Origin of the sequence: Bifidobacterium miconisargentati (assembly GCF_019331675.1) — a bacterium.
Taxonomy (GTDB): domain Bacteria; phylum Actinomycetota; class Actinomycetes; order Actinomycetales; family Bifidobacteriaceae; genus Bifidobacterium; species Bifidobacterium miconisargentati.
In genome coordinates, this window is the sequence record NZ_JAHBBJ010000002.1 from 80,638 (window position 1) to 103,573 (window position 22,936).

Here is a 22,936-nt window from a genome sequence, read left to right on the forward strand (position 1 = left end):
TGGCTCCCCTCTCTGAGGGGAGCCAAAAAACGCTAGAAGGTCACCAGATGCGCACGCGGGCGTCGGGGGCGAGCCACATGGCGTCGCCTTCGGTCACGCCGAACGCATCGTAGAAGAGATCCACGTTGCGGGCGATGCCGTTGGTGCGGAACTCGGCGGGGGAGTGCGGGTCGATCTGCAGGTACTGCTCGGCCAGCTCGTCGCGGTTCTTGGTACGCCAGATGGAGGCGTAGCTCAGGAAGAAGCGCTGCAGGCCGGTGAAGCCGTCCATCTCGGGGGCGGTGCCGAGCAGAGCCTTGATGGCGGCCGGGGAGCCGTCCTCGTCGCCGTTGCCGGTGATCGTGCCTGCTGCCTTGCCCAGCGCGAACGCATACGCCTTCAGGGCGATGTTCACGCCGCCCAGGTCGCCGATGTTCTCGCCGATGGTCAGCGCGCCGTTGACGTGCGGGGCTTTGTCCGGTTCGTCCGCGTACTTCTCGGCCAGCTGCTGCGGCACGAAGCCGTTGTATTGCTCGATGAGCGCCTTGGTGCGCTCCTCGAAGTTCTTGCGGTCCTCGTCCGTCCACCAGTTGTTGAGCTTGCCGTCGCCGTCGTACTGGGAGCCCTGGTCGTCGAAGCCGTGACCGATCTCATGGCCGATCACCGCGCCGATGCCGCCGTAGTTGGCCGCGTCCTCGGCCTCGGGATCGAAGAACGGGGGCTGCAGGATGGCAGCCGGGAACACGATGACGTTCATGCTCGGCTCGTAGTAGGCGTTCACGGTCTGCGGGTTCATCAGCCATTCGTCCTTGTCGGCCGGCTTGCCCACCTTGGCCAGCTGGTAGCCGGTCTCGTACAGGTTCGCGGCTTTGGCGTTCTCGGCGAGCAGGGCGTCCGCGGAGACGCTCAGTGCCGAGTAGTCGCGCCAGTGGTTGGTGTAGCCGATCTTCGGCGTGAACTTGGAGAGCTTCTCCAACGCCTTGGCGCGCGTGTCCGCACCGAGCCAGTCGGAGTTAGTGATGGAGACGCGGTAGGCGTCGATGAGGTTGGCCACCAGCTGCTCCATACATTGCTTCGCGCTTTCCGGGAAGTGACGGCGCACGTACTCGCGGCCCACGTCTTCGCCGCATACGCCGTTGACCAGGCTCACCGCGCGCTTCCAACGGTCACGCTGCTTCTTGGCACCGGAGAGCACCTTGCCGAAGAAGTCGAAGTTGGTGGTGTCGAACGCACGCGACAGCATGCTCGCGGAGCCCACGATCATGTGCACGCGGGCCCACAGCTTGAGGTCCGCCAAGTCGGCCTGGTCCCAGAATGTATCGAGTCTGCTCAGGAAGCTCGGCTCGTGCACGATGGTGCGGGCGAAGACGGCCTTGAAATCGATGGGTTGCGCCTTGGCGGCCTCGGTGGCGTCATAGGCGGACTGCCATGCCTCGATCCAGGAGTTCAGGTCGAAATGCTGCAGCGTGGATGTCAGATCGGCGAAATCGGTGGGATTGTAGGTCTTCACCGAGTCGCGCGTGGCCACGTTGTCCCAATGATTCGCGGCGATGCGGGTCTCCACATCCAGGAAGTGACGGGCCATGGCCAGCGCCGCCTCGCTCGGCACCACGGCCGGGGCATCGGCGGTTTCGGTATCGGCGTCATCGGCGTCGTCGCCATCGGTTTCGGCGGCCGGCGCGTACCCGGCGTTCACCAGCTGGGTGGCCACCATCGCCACGTACGCCTCGCGCACGGGGGCGTAGTGATCCTCGCGGTAGTAGGCCTCGTCCGGCAGCATCAGGCCGGACTGTTCGATATGGGTGATGTTGAGGTCCGGGTTGCCCGGGTCGCCGTAGATGGCCAGGCCGAACAGGTCCGGGCCGCCGGCGGGGTTGATGGTGCCGAGCACCCGGGTCAGGGCGGGCTTGTCGATGGCGGAGTCGATGAGGTCGAGTTCGTCTCGGATCGGGTCCAGTCCGGCGGCCTCGATGGCGTCGGTGTTGAGGAAGGAGCGGTAGAGGGCCTGCGACTTGGCGGCGGGGCAGTCCTCGTCCTCGAGGATTTCGCGCACCTGATTCTCGGCGTCCTCGGCGAGCTTGTCGAAGGAGCCGTAGCGCGAACGGTCATCCGGCAGGCGGTAGGTGTCGATCCAGGGGCCGTTGACATAGCGGAACAAGTCGTTGTTCGGCTTGATGGTGGAAGAGAACGAGGACGGGTCGATGCCCGACTTCAGCGTTTCGGTTTCGTTGGTCATGCCCCCAGCCTAATCGGCGTGGGGGAGAAGCGCCGGCTGTCGTCTTGGCTGTGGGCTGATTGCCTGTGACGGGCATGGCTATTACTAGACAGTCTGCCTAGTTCTGCTCATAGTATGAATTAGGCAGACTGTCTAAAATGTGGGATGAACCGTGTATGTAAGGAGTCATAATGAGCGACCCGAACAACAGCCAGAACCCGTTCGATCCGCAAGGCCAGAGCCAGCAAGACCAGAACGGTGCGCAGTACCAGCCGAACCAGCAGCCGCAGTACGGTGCGTACGACAGCAACCACGGCGGTCAGTATCCGCCGCAGCAGGGTGGCGGGCAGTCTGGCCAGGGCGGCCTGCAGGATGGTCCGCAGTCGCAGCAGGGTTATGGCCAGCCCTATTACGGGCCGTACGCCACCAATCCGAACGGCCAGCAGTACGGACAGTACGGTCAGCCGTATGGATACGGACGACCGTACGGCGCGTACGGCCAGAACCAACCGAACCAGAACGGCCAGGACAATCAGGGCCGGAATCCGTTCGGTGTGCAACCCGGCTGGTATGCCGGCAATTTCAACCCGTTCCGCCTCATCGAGGAATGGCTGCCGCAGAAGGCCAAGACCACCATCCGTGTGGTGTACGGCGTGGTGGGCGTGGCCGCGGTCGCGCTGGGCTTGGCGCTGTTGCTCGTGCCGTCCAAGACGCTGGCCCTGGCCGCGCTGCTGCTTGGCGTCTACTTCGTGATCTCCGGTGTGGTGCGCATCGTCAGCGCCCTGGTCGAGCCCGGACTGCCCGGCGGCTGGCGCGTGCTGGACGTGCTGGTGGGCATTCTGCTCACCTTCGGCGGCGTGGTGGTCGTGCGCAACTACGGCCTGACCGGACAGACCTTGGCCCTACTCATCACCCTCATGGTGGGCTTCGGCTGGATTATGGAGGGCGTGATGGCACTGGTGGAATCCTGGCGCATCCCGCACTCCGGATGGGCCGTGGCCTACGCGATCATCTCCATCATCGCCGGATTCGTGGTGCTGATGAGCCCGTTGAGCTCCACCGTGTTCATGGTGATCTTCGGCGGCTGCGCCATGGTGGTCATGGGCATCACCGCCGTGATCCGCGCGTTCACTTTCGGCAAGCCGCGCAAGTAGCAAGTAGGGCGGCCTGAGTAGGCTGGCAGGCATGATCGAACTGAAGACCCCTCGTGAAATCGAGGAAATGAAGCCTGCCGGCCGCTTCGTCGCCGGAATCCTCAAGGAACTGCAGGAGACCACCAAGGTGGGCACCAACCTGCTGGAGATCGACGAATTCGTCCACAAGAAGATCGTGGACCGCAAGGGCGCCGAATCCTGCTACGTGGACTACGCCCCGGACTTCGGCACCGGCCCGTTCGCCCACTACATCTGCACTTCCGTGAACGACGCGGTGCTCCACGGCATCCCGTACGACTACAGCCTCAAGGACGGTGATTTGGTCTCCCTGGACCTCGCCATCTCCGTGGACGGCTGGGTCGCCGATTCCGCTGTGAGCTTCGTGGTGGGCAAGGATCCCGACCCCGAGGACCTGCGCCTCATCAAGTGCACCGAGGAGGCGCTCGCCGCCGCCATCGACGTGGCCAAGCCCGGCAACCGCCTCGGCGACATCTCCAACACCATCGGCGACATCGCGCGCGAATACGGATACCCGATCAACCTCGAGTTCGGCGGCCACGGCGTGGGCCACATCATGCACGGCGACCCGCACGTGCCGAACGACGGCCGCGTCCACCACGGCTACAAGCTGCGCGAGGGCCTGGTCATCGCCATCGAACCGTGGTTCCTCAAGACCACGGACGAGATCTACCAGGACCAGAAGGACGGCTGGACCCTGCGCTCCTCCGACGGATCGCGCGGCGCCCACTCCGAGCACACCATCGCCATCACGGAGAACGGCCCGATCATCTTCACCGACCGCACCAACCTGTGATCGTCGCTGGCTTGAAATCCGGCAAAGCGAACTGAGGGGAGCTTCTGCACCAGGCAGGGGCTCCCTTTTGTTATGCCCGCGGTGCCGTGCGCCGTCGCCCGGCCGTTTTTGAGACGCCGGCTTGCACCGAAACACGCATGCCATATAGTGAGCCATACTTTTGAGCTTTGAGCCGAACGGCCCGTTCCGTCGGCATCGGCCCGTTGATGAGGGAGCACAAGTATGGCAACAGCCCAGCTGAATGTGGATGACAGCAAATACACCCTGCCGGTGGTCAAGGCCACCGCGGGGGCGGACGGCATCGTCGTCTCCAAGCTGCGTAACGACGGCTGGGTCACGCTCGATCCCGGCTTCCTGACCACCGCGCAGTGCGAGTCGAAGATCACGTTCATCGACGGCAAGCATTCCATCCTGCGCTACCGTGGCTACCCCATCGAGCAGCTGTGCGACCAGTCCGACTTCCTCGAGGTGGCGTGGCTGCTGCGCCACGGCGAGCTGCCGAGCAAGGAGCAGTACGAGAAGTTCGTCTCCGCCATCAACCACCGCACCATGGTGGGTGAGGACTTCCGTACGTTCATGGGCTCCTTCCCGCGCACCGCGCACCCGATGAGCGTGCTTGCCTCCGCCATCAACGCGCTGGCCACGTTCTATCCGGACACCACGGACATCACCGATTCCGACCAGCTGGACGAGGCCGCGGTGATCATCATGGCCAAGGTGCGCACCATCGTCTCCTACATCTTCCGCCGGCGCCGCGATGAGCCGATGCTCTACCCCGATTACGCGCGCGGCTACGTGGACGACTTCCTGCGCATGTGTTTCGCTGTGCCGTACGAGCCGTTCGAATCCGACCCGCTGTACGTGCACGCCCTCGGCCGACTGCTCATCATCCATGCCGACCATGAGCAGAACTGCTCGACCTCCGTGGTGCGCATCGCCGGTTCGGCCCACGCCAACCTGTATTCCGCGGTGGCCGCCGGCGTGAACGCCCTGTCCGGCCCGCTGCATGGCGGTGCGAACGAGGCCGTGTTGCGGCAGTTGAAGGCGATTCGCGATTCCGGCAAGTCCGTGAGCGAGTTCGTGGCCGATGCCAAGGCGAACGGGCAGAAGATCTCCGGTCTGGGACACCGCGTGTACAAGTCCTACGACCCGCGTGCGGCCATCGCCAAGCAGTATCTGGAGAAGATCATGGAGCGCGAGGACACGTCCAAGCTGCCCGCCGACGAGCGCGCACTGTTCGATGTGGCCACCGAGCTGGAAGACATTGCCCTGCACGACGAGTACTTCGTCTCGCGTAATCTTTACCCGAACGTGGACTTCTACACGGGCCTGATCTACCGCGCCATCGGATTCGACCCGGCCATGTTCACCACGCTGTTCGCGCTGGGCCGCATCCCCGGCTGGATCGCCCAGTACCGCGAGATGCTGGCCGACCCGAACACCAAGATCGGCCGCCCGCGCCAGGTGTACACCGGTCCGGTGAAGCGCGACTACGTGCCGCTGGAGGAGCGGTAGGCTTCCGTTTTCGGTATGTCTTTCGAGGCCGATGCGTGATTCTGCGCGTCGGCCTTTTTCGTTGTTTGTTTGGCGCCGTGGTAGGGGCGTTGCTCTGGAGATTGTTGGTTTTCGTGGCTTCTTTAGGGTTTTGTGCGGTGTTCTTTCATTTGACTCGGGGTTTCGTGATGAGTAGCGGTGAGGTTGTACAGGATTTGTTGATATGACATGGCTTTTCGGCGGATTTCACGGGCTGAATCCGCACGGCGTCCGCATGCAAGTTCATTGGTGGTCGCATGCCGGATGGGCTTGTGTCTCCGGTTCCGGAAGGCCCTCGGCAAAAGTGGTTTGCGTTCTTTCAGCATGGAAACAGATGCTTTTCGGATTTTGATGGGCTGCCGGAAGGTGTTTCGCGGCCGTTTGCATCCGGGAAAAACATGTGGTTTTGGACTGAAAGGACTGCTGAAGCGGATGTTTGCGATTGCTTGGTGATAGAAGGCGGGTCTTTCTGACGTCAAACGGCCGTTGAACGGACGATTTACGATCGTTTGGTGATAGAAGAAAGATGCTTCTAGCATCAAACGATCGTTGGGCGGGCAATTTGCGATTGCTTGGTGATAGAAAGCATGCTCTTCTGGCCTCAAACAATCGCTGAAACAGGCATTCATTGAGAATGAATGCCTGCGGGGCGGGGCTGGCTGTTTCTGCCATAGTCGCGCGCAAAGAGTATCGGAAACGAGTTGAATCTGATGGATGTGGCTAGGAGCTTCTGAATCAATATGAGAGCTGCGATATGAACGGAGTTGCGATTCCCGTGTGTTAGAGCGGTTTCAGAGACCGGCCTCGATTTCCGCGCCGAAACGCAAAACGGAGAGTCCCATGGGACTCTCCGCAGATGTAAGCCGCACGGCTCATTATGAGTCGATGGAATCAGTTCTTGTGCAGCTTCTCGTTGAGCTCGATGCCGATCTTGCGGTAGCGGGCCTCGATGCGGCCGTTGACCGAGTTGCGGATGAACAGGATGTTGTTCTTGCCGGACAGTTCGGCGCCCTTGACCACTTCGAGCGGTTCGCCGGCAGCGGCCTTGGCCTTGTCCCAGATGGTGATCTTGGTACCGGCGGTGATGTACAGGCCGGCCTCGACGGTGCAGTTGTCGCCCAGGGAGATGCCGATGCCGGCGTTGGCGCCGAGCAGGGAGTGCTCGCCGATGGAGTTGCGCAGCTTGCCGCCGCCGGACAGGGTGCCCATGATGGAGGCGCCGCCGCCGATGTCGGAGCCGTTGCCGACCACCACGCCCTGCGAGACGCGGCCCTCGACCATGGAGACGCCCAGCGTGCCGGCGTTGAAGTTCACGAAGCCGGCGTGCATCACAGTGGTGCCCTCGGACAGGTAGGCGCCCAGACGTACGCGGTCGGCGTCGCCGATGCGCACGCCGGTGGGCACCACGTAGTCGATCATGCGCGGGAACTTGTCCACGCCGAACACGTTCACGGTGGCGGCGGGGGCCGCGGCCGGCAGACCCACCTGGGTGGCGAAGGCCTGGGCGGCGTCCGTGGCGGCGCGCTCCACATCGGCCTTGCGCAGCGTGAAGTCCTCCACGGCGAACGGACCGTAATTGGTCCAGACCACATTGTTGAGCTGGGCGAAGATGCCGTCCAGGTTCAGGGTGTTCGGCTTGGCCAGACGCATGCTCAGCAGGTGGAGCTTCAGATAGGCCTCGGCGGCGCTGGCGATCGGCTCGTCCAGCTGGCTGACGGTGAACACCGGGACGCGACGGACACCGCGGGCGTCCGCCTCCTCGGTGACCAGGGTGCCGAAGTCGTGGTTCGGGCGGTCGGCCTCGGCGGGTGCCGGGCCCAGAGTCAGTTCGGGGTACCAGACGTCCAGGGTGTTGCCGGCCGCGTCGATGCTGGCCAGGCCCCAGCCCCATGCGGTACGTGCTTCGCTCATACTTGCTCCTTTTATTCATTGGCGATGATCGAGGTTTCCGATGGTTTCCACCATAGCCGTAAGACGGTCTGACTGAGCGTCGATTGCTCAGAAATGCTTGAGAATGGCTTGTTTTCGTGAGGTTCGGTAAAAATTTACCGCCTTCGAAAACCTGTGCGATGATGACGGGACGATGTTGCTGGCAGTTCCGGCAAAGGATTGCCGTTATTGGTTGGGAGGCGATGATGATGCCGATGATAGTTGCGCGTGACTACCCCTCAGTCGGCTTCGCCGCCAGCTCCTCTGATAAGAGGAGCCGAAGAAGAGGGAGGAGCGTAGGCGGCGGCCATGCGGGTGCCGGCGTCGTACAGTTTGCGCTTGAGCGAATCTGGTTCGAGGATGGTCACGCGGCCATCCCACGAATATTGCAGGGCCCACCAGAACACCGCACGCTCTGGGGAGTCCACGGCGACCTCGAACCGGCCTCCGCTGCCGAGCGGGGTGATTTGCGGATCATCGAACCACTCGAACACATTGTTGAGCATGGATTCGCCGCGGACGAGCATGCGGATGCGCACCGGGTCGTCCGCTACGGGGTAGGGGCGGTGTCGCATGAAGTTCACCGCGTCGAAGCCTTCGGGTGCCGGCCTCTCCAACGGTACGCTGCCGTGCAGCCCTTTGGTGCTCACGTTGGTGATGCGGTTGACCACGAAGATGCGCAGGTGGCCCTCGCCGTGCAGATGGCAGATGAGGTAGTAGCGGCCGTTCTTGTACACCATCTGGTAGGGATCCGCCGTGTAGGTGCTGCCCGTGCCGGTCCGGCTTTTGTGCGGCACCAATGTGCCGTCCGGCCCGTAGTCGCGGTATTGGAAGGTCACGCCGTGGCCGTCCTCGATGGCCTGGTTGAGCTGGTCGATGGTGGAGAGGAATTCGCCGTTGATATGCGTGTACGTGGCCACATGGTCGAGATAATCGATGGTGTCCCCGGCGGCTCCGGCGAGTTCGCGGATCTTGCCAACCAGCTCGTCCAACGTGTCCAGGCTGATGCGCGAAAGGGTGAGGCTGTCCGCCAGCAGCCGCATCTCTGCTGTGGACAGGAAGGCGTCCATATACCAGCCGGGCTGCGGGTCGGCGCACTCCACGCCGATCAGGTCGCTCTCGGTCAGATGGCCGATGCCGCGGCCAAGGAAACGGGTGGTGGCGAGCCTTCTGAGCTGGTTGCGCACGGTCTTTTCCGTGGGCAGCTCGTCCGGGGTGGCGTACGGATGCATCTTGCCGAGTTCGTCAAGAATCTGGCGCACGGACAGGCCATGGCCGAAGTAGGTGTGCCGCCATAGCACCTCGAAGATCTCGAGTGTGGCGTTGCCAGCATAGGTCTTGCGCTTGGCCTGAGTGTCCGCTTCCATATATCAAGGCTACCGCGCGTGTCGTCTAGGATGGAAATATTGGGTTGATTGCATGCTGATTGAGCGGCCCATGCATGACTGTTTTTCGGAAAGGAGGATGCCCATGGGCGGGGGATATGGCGTGTTCGGGCATGTCTCCGATGATTCAGATGACCTGCGCGATGAGCGGTCTTATTCGTCCGGTCTGCGACGGCGCAAGGGATGGCGCAGTGCGGATTCGGACAGCGACGACTTTGTCGATGGCGTCGATGACGACGACGGCATCGACGGTTACGACGACGATGCCGCTGCCTCATGGGGGCATCGCCTGCGCAGGCAGGGTTCGTGGCGCATGGGAGGGCATGCCGTTGCCAATGCTGGCATGGACGCCGAGGACCCTGATGCCGGAAATACCGATACTTCGGACACTGATCGAGACGGTGTCTCCGATGTGACGTTCGGTGCGGGCGGAAGCCTCACCGCGGCCGACGCGGTCATGCCGTACCGCCCGTATCGGCAAGGCAAAAGCGTCTGGTTCGGCGACGATGAGGACGAAACCGCCGGAAAAGCCGGGGGCGAGGGAGCGGTCTCACTGGGCAGGTCGCGGGGAACGCAGCCGGTCCCGCTGACCGAGCTGCGACGCGACGTGACCACATCCGTCTCCAACGCGGTGCTGGACCGGGCCCGCGGCATCGTGCGTCTGGCCGACACCATGCTCATCGACCCGCATTATCAGGACGATCAGCGTGCCCGGTACGCCGAGCTCGACGCCATACTGCGCGGCACCACCAGTCCCGGCAGCCGGTACCGGACCAATGTCCAGTTCGATTTGGATACGGGCGAGGTGAACGGCGGCAGCTGCACATGCCCCGCATACGGGCGCGGATACGGCATGTGCAAGCACATGGCGGCGCTCGCCTTGGCGTTCTGCGACGAACCTCAGCGATTCGCCGGGTACAAGGCCGGAGCGGTGCGACCATCGCGTGCGGTGCTCAGCTACATGGAACGTATGGATCAGCGTAAAGCCCAAGCCAAATCACGGCGTCGGCTTGCCGTAATGCAACGATTCGGCAAGGACGGTGGTGCTCCTGCGTCAGGTCGATTCGGCCGTGCGAATGGCGGACGCGCGCGTTCCGGCACGAACACGGACGGATACCGTTTCGCTGACACCGTGGCGCCCGGCGAGGTGAGGCTCACGCCCATCCTGCGATTCATCGATGGCGTATGGGGTGTGGAATTCAAAATCGGTGCTCCGGCCAACGGCTCCGATTATGTGCTGAAGTCGATTCCGCAGTTCGTGGCTGCGATTGCTGCCGGTACATATGAAAGCTACGGTCAGAAACTCGCGTTCACCCATACGGTGGACATGTTCGATGATATGTCGCGCCCGTTGCTCGGTTTCCTGAAATCGGCGCTTGCTGTCCGTCAGGCCGCCGAACAGCAGGATCGGTATTACGGGCACATCGCCATCGACCGGCATATGACGCTTTCCGAATCCGAAGTGGCGAAATTGCTGGATTCCCGTGCGGGTGGCAGCGTGAAACTGGTGTTGGACACCTGGTTCGCCGGCCAGCCTTCCACGGTGCCGGTGGAAGACGGCGAACCGGAATTGGCCATGCGCATCACGCGCCGTGACTTCCAAGTGTATGGGCCGGATGCCGGTTACCTGCTATCCGGAATGCCGCCGATTGAAACGGTGGTCGAGGACGGAACGGGCGCGTGGCTGCTACTTGCCCCCACGGGCGCGGTGCCGGGTGCCGTTTCCGCCATGATGGCCGGCTCGCAGCGTATCAGCGCCGCCGGATGCCGGTTCGTGCGCTGCCCGCGGCAGGTGCTCCCGTTATTGGGATTGCTGGATGAGTTGTTCGCTCCTGATTCGCCGGGCCAGGTCATCGCCGGAGACGACATCGCGTTGTTTGCGCGCACGCTGCTGCCGCAACTGGTGGGTGCGGGATTGCTGGATGCAGGCGAGCTGCCTCGCGAGCTGGTCTCGTTGCAGCCGGTGGACTGCGAGCCTGAATTCTACCTGGATCGTGACGAGCACGGTGTGCAGTGCGAAGTCAAGGCGCGGTATGGCGATGCCGTGGTGCCGTTGTTACCTGCGGGGCCGGTGGAACGGGCCGGCTCGACCGGCGGGATGGTCGATGATTCGGCGGATACCAGGACCGGCTCTGCGGATTATGGCGTTGGGGCCGTGCTCGGACGCGACTTCGATGCCGAGCATCTGGCGTTGGATGTGGTGCGTGAATTCTTCACCATGCCGGATACGCGCATGGGGGTATCGTCGGCATCGTTGCCGTCGGCGACGGCAACTGTGGCTTCTCGGCGCGGGCGGGGATCGGCGGCCGGGAAGCGGGCTGGGGCGTTTGGTTCCAAGGCCTCGAGGTCGGCCGGAAACGCTGTCCGCTCGGCGTCCGGGGCGGCGGTCATCAACCGGGACGACACCACGCAGCTGGTCCGTTTGTTCGATGAAGGTCTGACGGCGTTGCATGAGGTCGGCAAGGTGTTCACCACTCCGGCGTTCGACCGTCTGGTGGCCCCTGCGGCACCGAGCGTCAAGGTGGGATTGTCCATCAAGGGCAATCTGGTGGAGATTTCACCCATTGCGGACGAAGTGCCGCCGGATGAGGTGGGCTCGCTGTTGGCCTCCTATCGACGCCGCCAGCAATACCATCAGCTCAAGGACGGCACGCTCGTCAAACTCGGCGGTGCCAAACTCGACACCTTGGATCGGCTCGCACGGGACCTCGACTTGAGCGAGCAGGACCTCAATGCCGGGCTCATCGAACTGCCAGGCAGCCAGGCGTTCCTGATGGACGGCGAGCTGCCGGATGACGGTTCGGATGTGGTCAAAGACTCCTCATTCACCGAATACATCGACGATCTGGCCATCATCGACCCGCAGCGCTACGAGGTGCCGGACAGTCTCAAGCACGTGCTGCGCCCATATCAGGCGGAAGGCTTCCGCTGGCTCAACACCTTGTGCGACAAGGGATTCGGCGGCATCCTGGCCGACGAGATGGGACTGGGCAAGTCCGTGCAGCTCATCGCGCTGCTGGTCTCCCGGTATCAGCAATACCGGAACGATCAGCCGCAGACCTTTGACGCTGCCAGCACTGACCGCATCGATGGAAGCGTGAGAAGCGGTAATGAACTGGCAACGAGCGGTGATTCGGCACGGACGATGGGTGCGGCGAACCAGCCGGATTCGTCGCCATCGCTGATCGTATGCCCGGCATCGCTGGTGTACAACTGGGCCGCCGAATTCGCTAAGTTCGCGCCGGAACTCAATGCCGTGGTGGTCGCCGGCTCCAAAGCCGAGCGCCGCGCGGCCATCGCCAGGGCCTTCCAACCGGGTGAACCCACCGTGCTTGTCACCTCGTATGATCTGCTGCGCCGGGACGTCGACGACTATACGGCGACTGGAATTGCGGGCGGGAGCGCGTCTGGGAACGGGGCCGAACCGCGCCGGTTCATGGTCATGGCGTTGGATGAGGCCCAGTACATCAAGAACCACACCACCAAGATCGCCAAGGCGGTCAAATCGGTGGCAGCCGAGCACAGGTTCGCGCTCACCGGCACGCCCATCGAGAACCGGTTGTCCGAGCTGTGGAGCATCTTCGACTTCCTCATGCCCGGATTGCTGGGATCGTACAAGCGGTTCCGCGAACGGTACGAGCTTCCCATCGCCAACGGCCGTGCGGCTGACCAGACCACCGAAAGGGGGCGTGCCGCGGCGCAGGTCAATCCGGAGGCGGCGCGCGTGGCCCACAAACTGCAATCGTTGGTGGGTGTGTTCATCAAGCGCCGTCTCAAGTCCCAGGTGCTCACCGACTTGCCGGACAAGATGGAGACCGTGCTCACCGTGCGGCTGGAAGGCGAACAACGCAAACTGTACGCCGCCCATGAGCAACGTCTGCGCATGCAACTGGAGCACAGCGACCAGAGCGACTTCAACACGTCGAAGATACGGATTCTGGCCGAACTGACCCGGTTGCGCCAGATCTGCTGCGATCCACGACTGCTGTATGCGGACGCCAAGGACCAGTCGGCCAAGCTGGCGGCCATCGCGGAACTGGTGGAGACCTGCGTGAACGAAGGCAAGAAAGCGCTGATCTTCTCCCAGTTCACCAGTTTCCTGGACCTGATCGCCGAACGATTCGATACGTTGGGGCTCCGGTATTACACCATCACCGGATCCACGCCCAAGAAACGGCGTCTCGAACTGGTCGACCAGTTCAATGCAGACGACACCCCGGCGTTCCTGATCTCTTTGAAGGCCGGCAACACCGGTCTCAACCTGACCGGCGCGAGCGTGGTGATCCATGCCGACCCGTGGTGGAACGCCGCCGCGCAGGATCAGGCCACGGACCGCGCCCACCGCATCGGTCAGACGGAGAACGTCAACGTGTATCAGGTGGTGGCCAAGGACACCATCGAGGAGCGGATTCTGGAGTTGCAGCACACCAAAAGCGAGCTGGCACGCCAGTTCACCGATGCCTCGCTGGCTGCGGACGACGCGAATGAGCTGGGCGTCGCGGGCGCGACCGGCACCGCATCCATCGCCACGTTGACCAAGGACGATTTGATGGGACTGCTGGGATAGCGGACTACAGAATCTGTTCCATACCGATGCGGTAGGGGGTCAGGCCCATGCGTTCGTAGAAGGCCTGGGCGCTGGGGTTGCAGGACCAGACGTTAAGCGTCGCGTTGTAGCAACCGGATTCGCGGGCGAAATCGAGTACATACCGGTAGAGCGTGGAACCAACGTGCATGCCGCGCGCCGTCTCATCCACGCACAGGTCGTCAATGTACAGCGTCTTGATGTCCGTGAGTACATGGTTGCCCGGATGCTGCTGGAAGATGCAGAACGCATAACCAAGCACCCGGCCATCGGCATCGGCCGCAACGAACACCGGCGTGGCATCGTCGGCCAGAATGCCGGCCAGCTCATCGTCCGTGTACTTCCTGGCACCGCCCTTGAACAGGTCGGGCCGGCCCTGATGATGGACTTCGGCCACCTGCAGCAGCAGGTCGTCGATGGTGGGCATGTCGGCCGCCGTGGCCCTGCGAATCGTCAAATCACTCATAAGCAAATCAGTGTAATCGCGGGGGAGTGGCGGTGTTTGCATGATGTTCGTTTGGCGGTGGGATGTACGTCATGCTTCTAGTGGTAGTCAGCCGGGTTGAAGAAACGCGCGAGTCGGAAGAGACGAAGAGATGTGTAAGTTGGCCGAACCGAGGCGGCATGCTCGATTCTGATGGTCTGGTGATCTCGAAATAAATGTGTCGTTGCCGTGGGGAGCGGCACGGTAGGCTGGGATGCCGTGAGTCGCAAGCAGCAGCCGGAGAAATACGAGAAGGGCACCCGCTCGTACACCATGTCGCACATCCGCGGCAAGGACACCAAAATCGAGGTGCTGGTGCGCAGCTACCTGTTCCGTCGCGGGCTGCGATTCCGCAAGAACGACAAACGTTACCCCGGCCACCCGGATGTGGTGCTACCGAAGTATCGCACCATCGTGTTCGTCAACGGCTGCTTCTGGCACATGCATGAGGGATGCACGAAGCATGCCATGCCGAAATCGAACGTGGAATTCTGGCAGGCCAAGCTGCTGCGCAACCATGAGCGTGACTTGGCCCAGCACGCCGAGCTGGAGGCCGCCGGCTGGCGGGTGATCGTCGTGTGGGAATGCGAATTGACGAAAGCCGCGCGGGCTGATCGGCTCGCGCGGCTGTATGAGGAGATCGTCAGGGAAGATAGCGTCAGGAAGTGATTTGGATTGAGACACCAGCGATGATGTCTTGATGAGCTCCCCCCCAGAGAGGGGAGCCGGAAAGAACTACTCCTCGAACGGGAACCTGAGGTTCCAGCGCTCACGGATGGCGTCCATGAGCTCCATGATGCGGATGGTGTCCGCGTGCGGCATGGCTTCACACTCCGTCTTGCCGTCCAACAGCGCGGCGGCCGCATCCGCAACCTCATACTCGTAGCCGGTCAGCTGGGCCGGCATCTCGACGTTGCGCACCAGCTTGTGGTCGTTGTCGTAGATGGCGATTGCCTCGGGGTTGTTGATGTTCGTGACCACCATATACCCCTTGGAGCCCCACACGTAGCCGCCGCGATCCGACGTGACCAGCATCGAGCTGGTGGAGACGCCCATCGTGCCGTCGCCGTAGTACAGCGTCGTGTTGTTCTGCGCATCCACGCCGGTCTCGGGCCAGGCCACCATCGACGTTTCGAAATGATCCACCGTACGGCCATGGTCGGCGCCGATGGCCATATCCAGGAAGTTCAGCGGGTAGACGCCCACGTCCAGCAGCGCGCCGCCCGCGCAGGCCGGATCGGTCATGCGCGCCTTGCCGACCACCGGATAGCACAGGTTGGCGCTCGCGGACTTGACCTCGCCGATCTCGCCGGAATCGATGATCTCATTGATAAGACCACGGCTGGGCATGTATCGCGTCCAGATCGCCTCCGTGCACAGCAGCCCGGTCTCCTTGGCCACGGCCAGCATCTCGCGCGCCTGCGCGGTATTGGCCGTGAACGACTTCTCCACCAGCACGTTCTTGCCCGCCTTCATGCACAGGATCGCATGCTCGGCGTGCATGCTGTGCGGGGTGGCGATGTACACCAGATCCACGTCCGGGTCCGCCGCCAGATCCTCATACGAGCCATATGCCTTGTCAAGACCCCACTGGTCGGCGAACGCCTGCGCGCGGTCCAGGTCGCGGGCCGCCACCGCGTACGGGTGGATCCAGCTGGCGTAGCGCGAGTCGGCCGCCATCTTGGTCAGTGTATCGGCCATCGTATGCGCGATGCCGCCGGCGCCCAGGATCGCCACGTTGACCTTGGCCTCGCCGGCCTCGACCGCCGCGCGATTGTTGTTGAGCCTGCTCATGATTCCTCCTTGAACATGGATTAGTTCGGTCGTTGAACCTATTGGCGATTATAGAGGGAACCGATCCTGCGAGAGCGGATTGCGCGGGAAGGTGGTGTGCCGTGCCCGTCGGTACACCTATGCCGGATACCGGCTGGATGTCGGATGCATGGGAGCGTTGCGAAACCCTTGTCCCAGCACGCGGATAGAACCGAGATATGGAAAACGAAGCAGAGCTGCAACTCCCCGTCATGTCCCGCCGCGCGCGAGAGATCAATCCCTTCCGAGCCATGGTCTTCGGCGAAAAGGCGGACACCATGATCGCCCAGGGCATCAGCGTCATCAAACTGAGCCTCGGCGAGCCGGACTTCGGCGCCCCGCCGGCCGTACGCGACGCCATGCGCGAACAGTACGACGGCCGTGCCGTGCCGTACACCGCCGCCATGGGCCTGCCCGAACTGCGCCAGGCCATCTCCGACTTCTACCGCGACCGGCACGACCTTGACATCGATCCCAAGCGCATCTGCGTGACCGCCGGAGGTTCCGCGGCCCTGCTGCTCGCCACCGCGCTCACCGTGGACACCGGCGACGACGTGATCGTGGCCGACCCCTCCTACCCGTGCAACCGCGAGCTGATCCGCTCCTTCGAGGGCAACGTCATCGACGTCCCCACCTCCGCGGCCACCCGCTTCCACCTCAACGCCGACCTGTGCCGGAAATACTGGACGGACAAGACCAAGGCCGTGATGGTCACGTCCCCCTCAAACCCCACCGGCACCACCATCGACTTCAACGTGCTTTCCGAGGTGTGCGCGCTCGCCGCCGAACGCCAGGCGTGGCGCATCGTGGACGAAACCTACCTCGACCTGGCGGACCGCGAACCGGACGGCACCGAAGTCAAGTCCGTGCTGGCCTGCGACCCGGGTGCCATCGTATGCAACAGCTTCTCCAAGTTCTTCGGCATGACCGGCTGGCGCCTCGGCTGGGCCGTACTGCCGGACGACCCCACCGTGCTGGAGGCCGTGGACGACCTGGCCACCAACTACTACCTGTGCGCCCACACGCCCACCCAGCATGCGGCACTCGCCTGCTTCACGCCGGAAAGCCTGGCCGAATGCGAGGCGCGTCGCCAGGAACTGCTGGCCCGCCGCCGCATCGTCATCGACGGACTCAAGCGCATCGGACTGCCGGTGGAGGTGGAGCCGAACGGCGCGTTCTACGCCTACTTCAACATCTCCCGCACCGGTCTGGATGCCTGGACCTTCTGCGAACGTGCGCTGGACGAGGCGCACGTGGCCCTGACCCCGGGCCGTGACTTCGGCGCCGCCACCGCGGACACCCACGTGCGCCTGAGCTACGCCGCCTCTCGCGAGGCACTGAGCGAGGGATTGGAACGACTCGGTCGGTTCGTGGCAGCGCTGGCGTGAGCGGCCTGTCATTAGGTGATAAGGTCAAGAACTATGGTCAATCTGCGTTCGCACACCACCCGACTCGGCGTGCTCGATATCGGTTCCAACACCATCCACATGCTCATCGTTGACGCGGCCCCCGGCGCGCGCCCCGATCCCGAGGCCAGCACCAAGTCCACCGTGCGCCTCATGAAATACCTGAAGGAGGACGGCTCCATCAAGAAAGCCGGCGTCGAGGCGATCCTCGAAGCCGTGGACCAGTGCATGAAGCTCGCCGAGGAGTACGAGATCACCCAGCTGCTCGCCATGGCAACCTCCGCCCTGCGCGAGGCGCCCAACGGCAACAAGGTGATTCACAAGATCGAGGAACGCATCGGCCAGGGCGTGACCGTGCTGTCCGGCAACGACGAGGCCCGACTCACCTTCCTGGCCGCCCGTCGTTGGTACGGCTGGGACGCCGGCCGACTGCTCGTGCTGGACATCGGCGGCGGCTCGTTGGAAGTGGCGATGGGCTCCGATGAGGAGCCGACCGTTGCGCTGTCTGTGCCGGCCGGTGCGGGCCGCGTGACCACTGAGTTCCTGCCCTCCGGCACCGCCACGCCCGAGGAGCTTGAGGAAGTGCGCAAGAACGTGCGCAAGATCCTGGAACCGATGGTCAAGGTGTTCCCGCAGTCCAAGCATCCGAACCACGCGGTGGGCACATCCAAGACCTTCCGCTCGCTGGCCCGACTGTGCGGTGCCGTGGTGCGTCAGCCCGGCCGCGAGGACACGTGGATCATGACCCGAGAGCAGCTTGAGGACTGGATCCCGCGACTGGCCGCGATCGAACCCGAGCAGCGCGTGGCCCTGCCCGGCATCACCCCGGAGCGCACAATGCAGATCGTGGGCGGTGGCGTGGTGGCCGACGAGATCATGAAGGCGCTCAACATCCAGGAGGTCGAGATCTGCCCGTGGGCGCTGCGTGAGGGCGCCATCCTGCGTTGGCTCGACCAGTTCGGTCGTACGCGGCTGGGGTTCTGAGCCGTCGGTTGGTGCGCGGACGGGTTCGCGGGTCTCATCCCCGACGCCGTCTTCGGGACTTTTCCCTTGGTGGGAAGAGTCTAGGAACAGGATGATGCTACTGCATCACGTCCACGGTCATGAGCAGGGCGGCATGGTCGGAACCCTCCACCTGCACCACCTTGCCTTGACCGGCCCGCATGCCCTGATCGAGCACCACATGGTCGATGCCGGCGAACATCGGCACCCATGGGCGGTTCGTGGGCCAGGAGAACGTGAACCCATGGCCTGAGGCATAGGCGGCGTCCTGGAACCGGGTGCCCAGGAAATCACGGAACGGCGTGTGGTCGTAGGTGGCGTTGAAATCGCCCATGAAGATGTACCGGGTGTCCGTGTGTTCGCGCATCAGACCCAGCTCATCCAGGGAGCGCTTCCACTGACGCCAATAGCCGGGCACCGGTGCCGTGGTGTGCACCGAAACGAATCGAATCCGATACCCGCCCAGATCCACGGTGCCGCCCGGCATGAACGAGGCGCTGGAATGCACCTCGTCATCCACTGGGTCGGCCAGGGGAGTGGCGGACCACAGGCCGTTGCCGTACACGCCATCGGACGAGGAGACCTGCGAATACGGCAGGTAATGCTCGATGCCGGCCTGTTTGAGCCGCTTGACGAAGTCGTCGGTGGTCTCCTGCAAGGCCAGCACCTCCACACGCTGGTCGCTCACCAGATCCACGATGGCCTGCGGGTCCGCCTGGCCCTTGTATACGTTGAATGTCATCACGCGCGCGAAGGCATCCTCGGTATTGGCTTCGGAGGCGGCCACGGCGTTCAGCGCGGCCTGTGGTAACGGATTGGGGGAGTAGAAGAACGGATACTGCCAGTAGCCATTGAGTCCGATGGCGGCCACAGCGAGCAGCGCGGCGAGGATGCGGTGCGAGACGATCGCCAACAGCAGGGCGATCAGGGCCAACAGCGCGAACCAGGGCGTGGCCGAGACCACGATCGGCACATACGGCAGTTCCTGCAAATCACCGGGCAACGCACGTGCGGCGGTGCCGATGAGGGCTGCAAGCGCGAACAGCGCGGACAACAGACCGAGCAGCCGGTTCCGATAACGGTGGTCGGGGGCTGCGTTCTTCCTGGACTTGGATTTGCCGGATTTGTTGGACTTACCGGATTTTCCGGTTGCGGGGCGAGCCTTGCCGGTTGCCTTGGTCGGGCGTGCGCTGGTCCTGTAGGACGATCCGTCTCTGCCGGATCCGTAGGTTCCGTCGATTCTGCCGGCCTTGGCTCCGGCGTCGCCGGTGGCCTGCGATCGTGTCTGGGTACGGCCGGAAGCCGTCCCGCCGCGACTTGCGCCGGTGCCGTTGCCATATGCCGTGCTTCGTGACCTCGCCATGCCGATCCCCTCCCTACCATCCGATTTTCTGCGATTTGCCACTGTAGCGGGTTCGTCTTGGCGGGCGTCCGTTTTTTCGCCGCAAGGCCCATGTTCCGCACCAAACCGGCACGATTTGTTCGTATGTGTGCCGGTTCATCGGGCCTGCCGTGACATGCTTGGTCACCGATATGCCTTGATGGGTGTTCGTTTGGGGTGCTGACCGTGTACAATGGAACGTCGTTGCCCGGGTAGCTCAGTGGATAGAGCACCGCTCTCCTAAAGCGGGTGTCGTCGGTTCGAATCCGATCTCGGGCACTTGTGCTGGCGGAAGGTCCAAGGATGTGACGTATCCGCCATGTTGATTTCCTCTTCTCGTCACTGGCTATCATGATTGAGACGTGACTGAAGAGGTGCGAAATTCGCGCCATTATGCGGCATGAATGCGGTATGTGCAGCAAAATGTTCGCATGCTGATATCTTGTCCACACCTTGAGCTATATACATGATGTTCCGCAAGGCTGCGGTATGACTGGAAGCCATGAGCGACAAGGAATATGACTATTACGTGGCCGGTCCGTTCTTCGATCCCGAGCAGACGCGCAGCATGGAGCGTCTGGAGAAGGTGCTGGAAGATCATGGCCGTAAGCTGTTCAAGCCGCGGTTCGTCAGCCAGATCGAGGAGGTCGGTCCGGAAGGTTGCTTCGCGGACGATATTCGCGGCATCAACTCCTCCAAGGCGGTGATCGCGAACCTCATGGATGAGGATCCGGGCACCATGTTCGAAATCGGATACGCCCATGCCTTGGGCATGCCGGTGTATGTGTATTACGAAGGCATCACGCCGATGGACCGCGTGAACCTCATGGTGGCACAGGCGGTCGAACTGGTCTTCTCCGGTCCCGAAGACGTGGCCAAATACCTGGAAACCGGCGAGCATACAGAAGTCGATTACATCCAGTTCTGATGGGCGACCCCGACGGGACGAGGCGATTCGGACAGAGAGGACCGGGCCGCCTCGACTCGTCTTGCGGCACCAGGCTCACGGGCTTGTCCGGTTTGTCCGGTTTGGCCAGAGCTTGGGATTTCATTCGTTGGGCCGTAGACATGTTGGCCATGTTGACGGATGGACGGACCTCGGCAACGAGTTTGTAGCAACGATGGAGTTACATAGGGGCTATGACTGAAAATATCGCTGATGTGGCCCGGAATGAGACCACGATCGTCAAGCAGTTCACCAACCCGGTCAAAGAGCCGATCGACAGCGACATCAATCTGTTCGATCTGCTCGACCGCCGCGCCCAGCGTGACCCCGATGGCTCCATGATCGAATACAAGGGCGATGACGGCGCCTGGCATCCCTACAGCGCGCAGGTCTTCCGCGACATGGTCATCGCTCTGGCCAAGGGTCTGATCGGCCTTGGCGTCAAGAAGGGCGATGCGGTGTCCATCGTGTCCCACACCCGCTGGGAGTGGACCGCGCTGGATCTGGCGATCATGTCCATCGGCGCGCTCACCGTGCCGGTGTACGAGACCAACTCCGCCAGTCAGGTCAGCTGGATTTTCAACGATTCCAAAGTCACCATCGCCATCGCCGAGGACGACGGTCAGCGCGACAAGATCGAGTCCGTGCGCTCACAGGTGCCTACCCTGCGCAACGTGTTCGTGATCGAGGCGGGAGGTCTGGAGGCCATCAAGGAATATGGCGAATCCGTGACCGACGCCGAATTCTGGGAATACAAGGAGGCCGCCCACGGCGACGACCTCGCCACGATCGTCTACACGTCCGGCTCCACCGGCACCCCGAAGGGCGTGGAGCTCACCCACCGCAACTTCGCGTTCCTGGTGCTCTCCGCGTTGCAGTACATGCCGCGCGCCGGCGCATGGCCGGACCGCCGCCTGCTGCTGTTCCTGCCGTTGAGCCACGTGTTCGCCCGGTTCATGGAGTTCTTCAGTTTCGGCGGCACCATCACGCTGGCCCTGAGCTCCAACATGAAGACCATGGTCAAGGACTTCGAGACCTTCGGTCCCACACTGCTGCTCGCCGTGCCGCGCGTGTACGAGAAGGTCTACAATGCCGCTTCCCAGCGCGCCGGTACCGGATTCGCAGGCAAGATGTTCGCGCGTGCCGCGCAGAACGCCCGTGACTGGTCCCGCGCCGAGCAGAAGGGCGGGAAACTGCCGCTGGCCGGCCGCATCGCCCACGCCTTCTACGAGCGGGTGGTGTACAAGAAGATCCGCACGATCTTCGGCCCGAACGCCGACTTCGCCATCACCGGCGGCGCTCCCATGGACTCCGAGCTTTCGCACTTCTTCAACGGCATCGGTATGCCCGTGCTGGAGGGCTACGGCATGACCGAAACCTGCGGCCCGGTGTGCGTGAGCCTGCCGGAGGACAACCGCATCGGCACCATCGGCATGCCCATGTGCGGCATCACCGCCGGCATCGCCGAGGACGGCGAGCTCGTGGTCAAGGGTCCGCTAGTGTGCAAGGGCTACCATAACAACCCCGAGGTCACCGCCCAGCAGATCACCGATGGCTGGCTGCACACCGGCGATCTGGGTGACATCAACGAGGACGGGTTCATCTCCATCACCGGCCGCAAGAAGGATCTCATCATCACCGCAGGCGGCAAAAACGTCTCGCCGGGCCTCCTGGAGGCGTCCGTAATGACCTCGCCCGTGGTCAATCAGTGCCTCGTGATCGGCGACAAGAAGCCGTTCGTGGCCGCCTTGGTCACGCTGGATCTTGCCGACGCCAACGCTTGGCTGGAGGCGCAGGGTGCCAAGCCGGAGCCTGACCTGGCTTCGTTGGCCGGCAACGCAATCGTGCACGCCGAAGTGGAGCGCGCGGTGAACGCCGCCAACGAGGGCGTCTCTCGCGCCGAATCCATCCGCAAGTTCGAGATCCTGCCGGACGAGTTCACCGAGGCCAACGGCATGCTGACCCCGAGCCTGAAGACCCGCCGTGCGCAGATCGTCAAGCACTATCAGGACCTGATCGACAACGTGATCTACGTGCCGCTGAAGAAGTAGATGCACCTACCGGTGAGGGCTACCCCTCAGTCGCCTACGGCGCCAGCTCCCCTGACAAGGGGAGCCAAGGTGTTTGTCTGGATACTCAGTCGAGATTCGACTGGGCTGAGCCGTGAAGCGGGCAGTCCGGTGGACTGTCCGTAGGCTCAGCCTGAGCGAGGCGATAGCCGAGTGAAGGTTGGAATTGAGGCCGGCTGATGGCCGGTCCGCGATTGCGGGGGACGGAGTCGAGCCGTGAAGCGGACGGTCCGGTGGGCCGT

At 63.1% G+C, this 22,936-nt stretch carries 15 protein-coding genes and 1 tRNA gene; 10 read left to right on the forward strand and 6 right to left on the reverse strand.

The window, feature by feature from the left end:
• Positions 1 to 40: 40 nt before the first annotated feature.
• Complete coding sequence (locus KIH81_RS01615) at positions 41 to 2,215, reverse strand: M13 family metallopeptidase (protein ID WP_214303779.1); 2,175 nt, start codon at positions 2,213 to 2,215, stop codon at positions 41 to 43.
• 170 nt (positions 2,216 to 2,385) lie between these two features.
• Here KIH81_RS01615 and KIH81_RS01620 point away from each other — a divergent pair, with 170 nt between their 5' ends.
• The 3 genes from KIH81_RS01620 to KIH81_RS01630 all read left to right on the forward strand — a co-directional run bounded on the left by KIH81_RS01620 (position 2,386) and on the right by KIH81_RS01630 (position 5,677).
• Entirely contained in the window at positions 2,386 to 3,348 is a 963-nt protein-coding gene (locus KIH81_RS01620) for an HdeD family acid-resistance protein (RefSeq protein ID WP_214303780.1), read from the forward strand.
• A 31-nt stretch (positions 3,349 to 3,379) separates the two neighbouring features.
• The gene (gene map / locus KIH81_RS01625) at positions 3,380 to 4,162 is read left to right on the forward strand and encodes a type I methionyl aminopeptidase (protein WP_214303781.1); all 783 of its coding nucleotides are present in this window, start codon (positions 3,380 to 3,382) and stop codon (positions 4,160 to 4,162) included.
• A 222-nt stretch (positions 4,163 to 4,384) separates the two neighbouring features.
• Entirely contained in the window at positions 4,385 to 5,677 is a 1,293-nt protein-coding gene (locus tag KIH81_RS01630; RefSeq protein WP_109057410.1) for a citrate synthase, read from the forward strand.
• 909 nt (positions 5,678 to 6,586) lie between these two features.
• On the opposite strand, the gene dapD is transcribed toward KIH81_RS01630, so the two are convergent.
• Together dapD and KIH81_RS01640 are read right to left on the reverse strand one after the other, a co-directional pair.
• Positions 6,587 to 7,606 carry a 2,3,4,5-tetrahydropyridine-2,6-dicarboxylate N-succinyltransferase gene (gene dapD, locus KIH81_RS01635; protein ID WP_214303782.1) on the reverse strand — a complete coding sequence of 340 codons (1,020 nt, stop codon included), beginning with the start codon at positions 7,604 to 7,606 and terminating at the stop codon, positions 6,587 to 6,589.
• 257 nt (positions 7,607 to 7,863) lie between these two features.
• A complete protein-coding gene (locus KIH81_RS01640; protein ID WP_214303783.1) occupies positions 7,864 to 8,991 on the reverse strand; it encodes a helix-turn-helix transcriptional regulator in 1,128 nt (375 codons plus the stop codon).
• Between the two features lie 103 nt (positions 8,992 to 9,094).
• Between KIH81_RS01640 and KIH81_RS01645 the strand changes: the two genes are divergently transcribed.
• On the forward strand, positions 9,095 to 13,576 hold the full coding sequence (locus tag KIH81_RS01645) for a DEAD/DEAH box helicase (RefSeq protein WP_214303784.1): 4,482 nt from the start codon (positions 9,095 to 9,097) through the stop codon (positions 13,574 to 13,576).
• Positions 13,577 to 13,580: 4 nt separating this feature from the next.
• Here the strand turns inward: KIH81_RS01645 and KIH81_RS01650 are convergent, their stop codons facing one another.
• Entirely contained in the window at positions 13,581 to 14,060 is a 480-nt protein-coding gene (locus tag KIH81_RS01650; RefSeq protein ID WP_214303785.1) for a GNAT family N-acetyltransferase, read from the reverse strand.
• A gap of 237 nt (positions 14,061 to 14,297) precedes the next feature.
• On the opposite strand from KIH81_RS01650, the gene KIH81_RS01655 reads away from it, so the two are divergent.
• Positions 14,298 to 14,747, forward strand: a complete 450-nt coding sequence (locus tag KIH81_RS01655; RefSeq protein ID WP_214303786.1) for a very short patch repair endonuclease — start codon at positions 14,298 to 14,300, stop codon at positions 14,745 to 14,747.
• A 66-nt stretch (positions 14,748 to 14,813) separates the two neighbouring features.
• On the opposite strand, the gene KIH81_RS01660 is transcribed toward KIH81_RS01655, so the two are convergent.
• Positions 14,814 to 15,872, reverse strand: coding sequence for a Gfo/Idh/MocA family protein (locus KIH81_RS01660; protein ID WP_214303787.1), 1,059 nt, complete (start codon positions 15,870 to 15,872; stop codon positions 14,814 to 14,816).
• A 197-nt stretch (positions 15,873 to 16,069) separates the two neighbouring features.
• On the opposite strand from KIH81_RS01660, the gene KIH81_RS01665 reads away from it, so the two are divergent.
• Complete coding sequence (locus tag KIH81_RS01665) at positions 16,070 to 17,278, forward strand: pyridoxal phosphate-dependent aminotransferase (protein ID WP_214303788.1); 1,209 nt, start codon at positions 16,070 to 16,072, stop codon at positions 17,276 to 17,278.
• A 33-nt stretch (positions 17,279 to 17,311) separates the two neighbouring features.
• The gene (locus KIH81_RS01670) at positions 17,312 to 18,280 is read left to right on the forward strand and encodes a Ppx/GppA phosphatase family protein (RefSeq protein ID WP_109057403.1); all 969 of its coding nucleotides are present in this window, start codon (positions 17,312 to 17,314) and stop codon (positions 18,278 to 18,280) included.
• 97 nt (positions 18,281 to 18,377) lie between these two features.
• Here the strand turns inward: KIH81_RS01670 and KIH81_RS01675 are convergent, their stop codons facing one another.
• Positions 18,378 to 19,364, reverse strand: a complete 987-nt coding sequence (locus KIH81_RS01675; RefSeq protein WP_420829114.1) for an endonuclease/exonuclease/phosphatase family protein — start codon at positions 19,362 to 19,364, stop codon at positions 18,378 to 18,380.
• 521 nt (positions 19,365 to 19,885) lie between these two features.
• On the opposite strand from KIH81_RS01675, the gene KIH81_RS01680 reads away from it, so the two are divergent.
• The 3 genes from KIH81_RS01680 to KIH81_RS01690 all read left to right on the forward strand — a co-directional run bounded on the left by KIH81_RS01680 (position 19,886) and on the right by KIH81_RS01690 (position 22,676).
• Positions 19,886 to 19,958, forward strand: a tRNA-Arg gene (locus KIH81_RS01680).
• 223 nt (positions 19,959 to 20,181) lie between these two features.
• Positions 20,182 to 20,607, forward strand: a complete 426-nt coding sequence (locus KIH81_RS01685) for a nucleoside 2-deoxyribosyltransferase (RefSeq protein WP_214303789.1) — start codon at positions 20,182 to 20,184, stop codon at positions 20,605 to 20,607.
• Between the two features lie 212 nt (positions 20,608 to 20,819).
• Positions 20,820 to 22,676: an AMP-dependent synthetase/ligase gene (locus tag KIH81_RS01690; RefSeq protein ID WP_214303790.1), complete on the forward strand. Its 1,857-nt coding sequence runs from the start codon at positions 20,820 to 20,822 to the stop codon at positions 22,674 to 22,676.
• Positions 22,677 to 22,936 lie beyond the last annotated feature (260 nt).

What these genes read in the sequence shown, in the direction of transcription:
- KIH81_RS01615 (WP_214303779.1), bottom strand. Translation starts at nt 2,215, where the DNA reads ATGACCAACGAAACCGAAACGCTGAAGTCGGGCATCGACCCGTCCTCG.
- KIH81_RS01620 (WP_214303780.1), top strand. Translation starts at nt 2,386, where the DNA reads ATGAGCGACCCGAACAACAGCCAGAACCCGTTCGATCCGCAAGGCCAG.
- map (WP_214303781.1), top strand. Translation starts at nt 3,380, where the DNA reads ATGATCGAACTGAAGACCCCTCGTGAAATCGAGGAAATGAAGCCTGCC.
- KIH81_RS01630 (WP_109057410.1), top strand. Translation starts at nt 4,385, where the DNA reads ATGGCAACAGCCCAGCTGAATGTGGATGACAGCAAATACACCCTGCCG.
- dapD (WP_214303782.1), bottom strand. Translation starts at nt 7,606, where the DNA reads ATGAGCGAAGCACGTACCGCATGGGGCTGGGGCCTGGCCAGCATCGAC.
- KIH81_RS01640 (WP_214303783.1), bottom strand. Translation starts at nt 8,991, where the DNA reads ATGGAAGCGGACACTCAGGCCAAGCGCAAGACCTATGCTGGCAACGCC.
- KIH81_RS01645 (WP_214303784.1), top strand. Translation starts at nt 9,095, where the DNA reads ATGGGCGGGGGATATGGCGTGTTCGGGCATGTCTCCGATGATTCAGAT.
- KIH81_RS01650 (WP_214303785.1), bottom strand. Translation starts at nt 14,060, where the DNA reads ATGAGTGATTTGACGATTCGCAGGGCCACGGCGGCCGACATGCCCACC.
- KIH81_RS01660 (WP_214303787.1), bottom strand. Translation starts at nt 15,872, where the DNA reads ATGAGCAGGCTCAACAACAATCGCGCGGCGGTCGAGGCCGGCGAGGCC.
- KIH81_RS01665 (WP_214303788.1), top strand. Translation starts at nt 16,070, where the DNA reads ATGGAAAACGAAGCAGAGCTGCAACTCCCCGTCATGTCCCGCCGCGCG.
- KIH81_RS01670 (WP_109057403.1), top strand. Translation starts at nt 17,312, where the DNA reads ATGGTCAATCTGCGTTCGCACACCACCCGACTCGGCGTGCTCGATATC.
- KIH81_RS01685 (WP_214303789.1), top strand. Translation starts at nt 20,182, where the DNA reads ATGAGCGACAAGGAATATGACTATTACGTGGCCGGTCCGTTCTTCGAT.
- KIH81_RS01690 (WP_214303790.1), top strand. Translation starts at nt 20,820, where the DNA reads ATGACTGAAAATATCGCTGATGTGGCCCGGAATGAGACCACGATCGTC.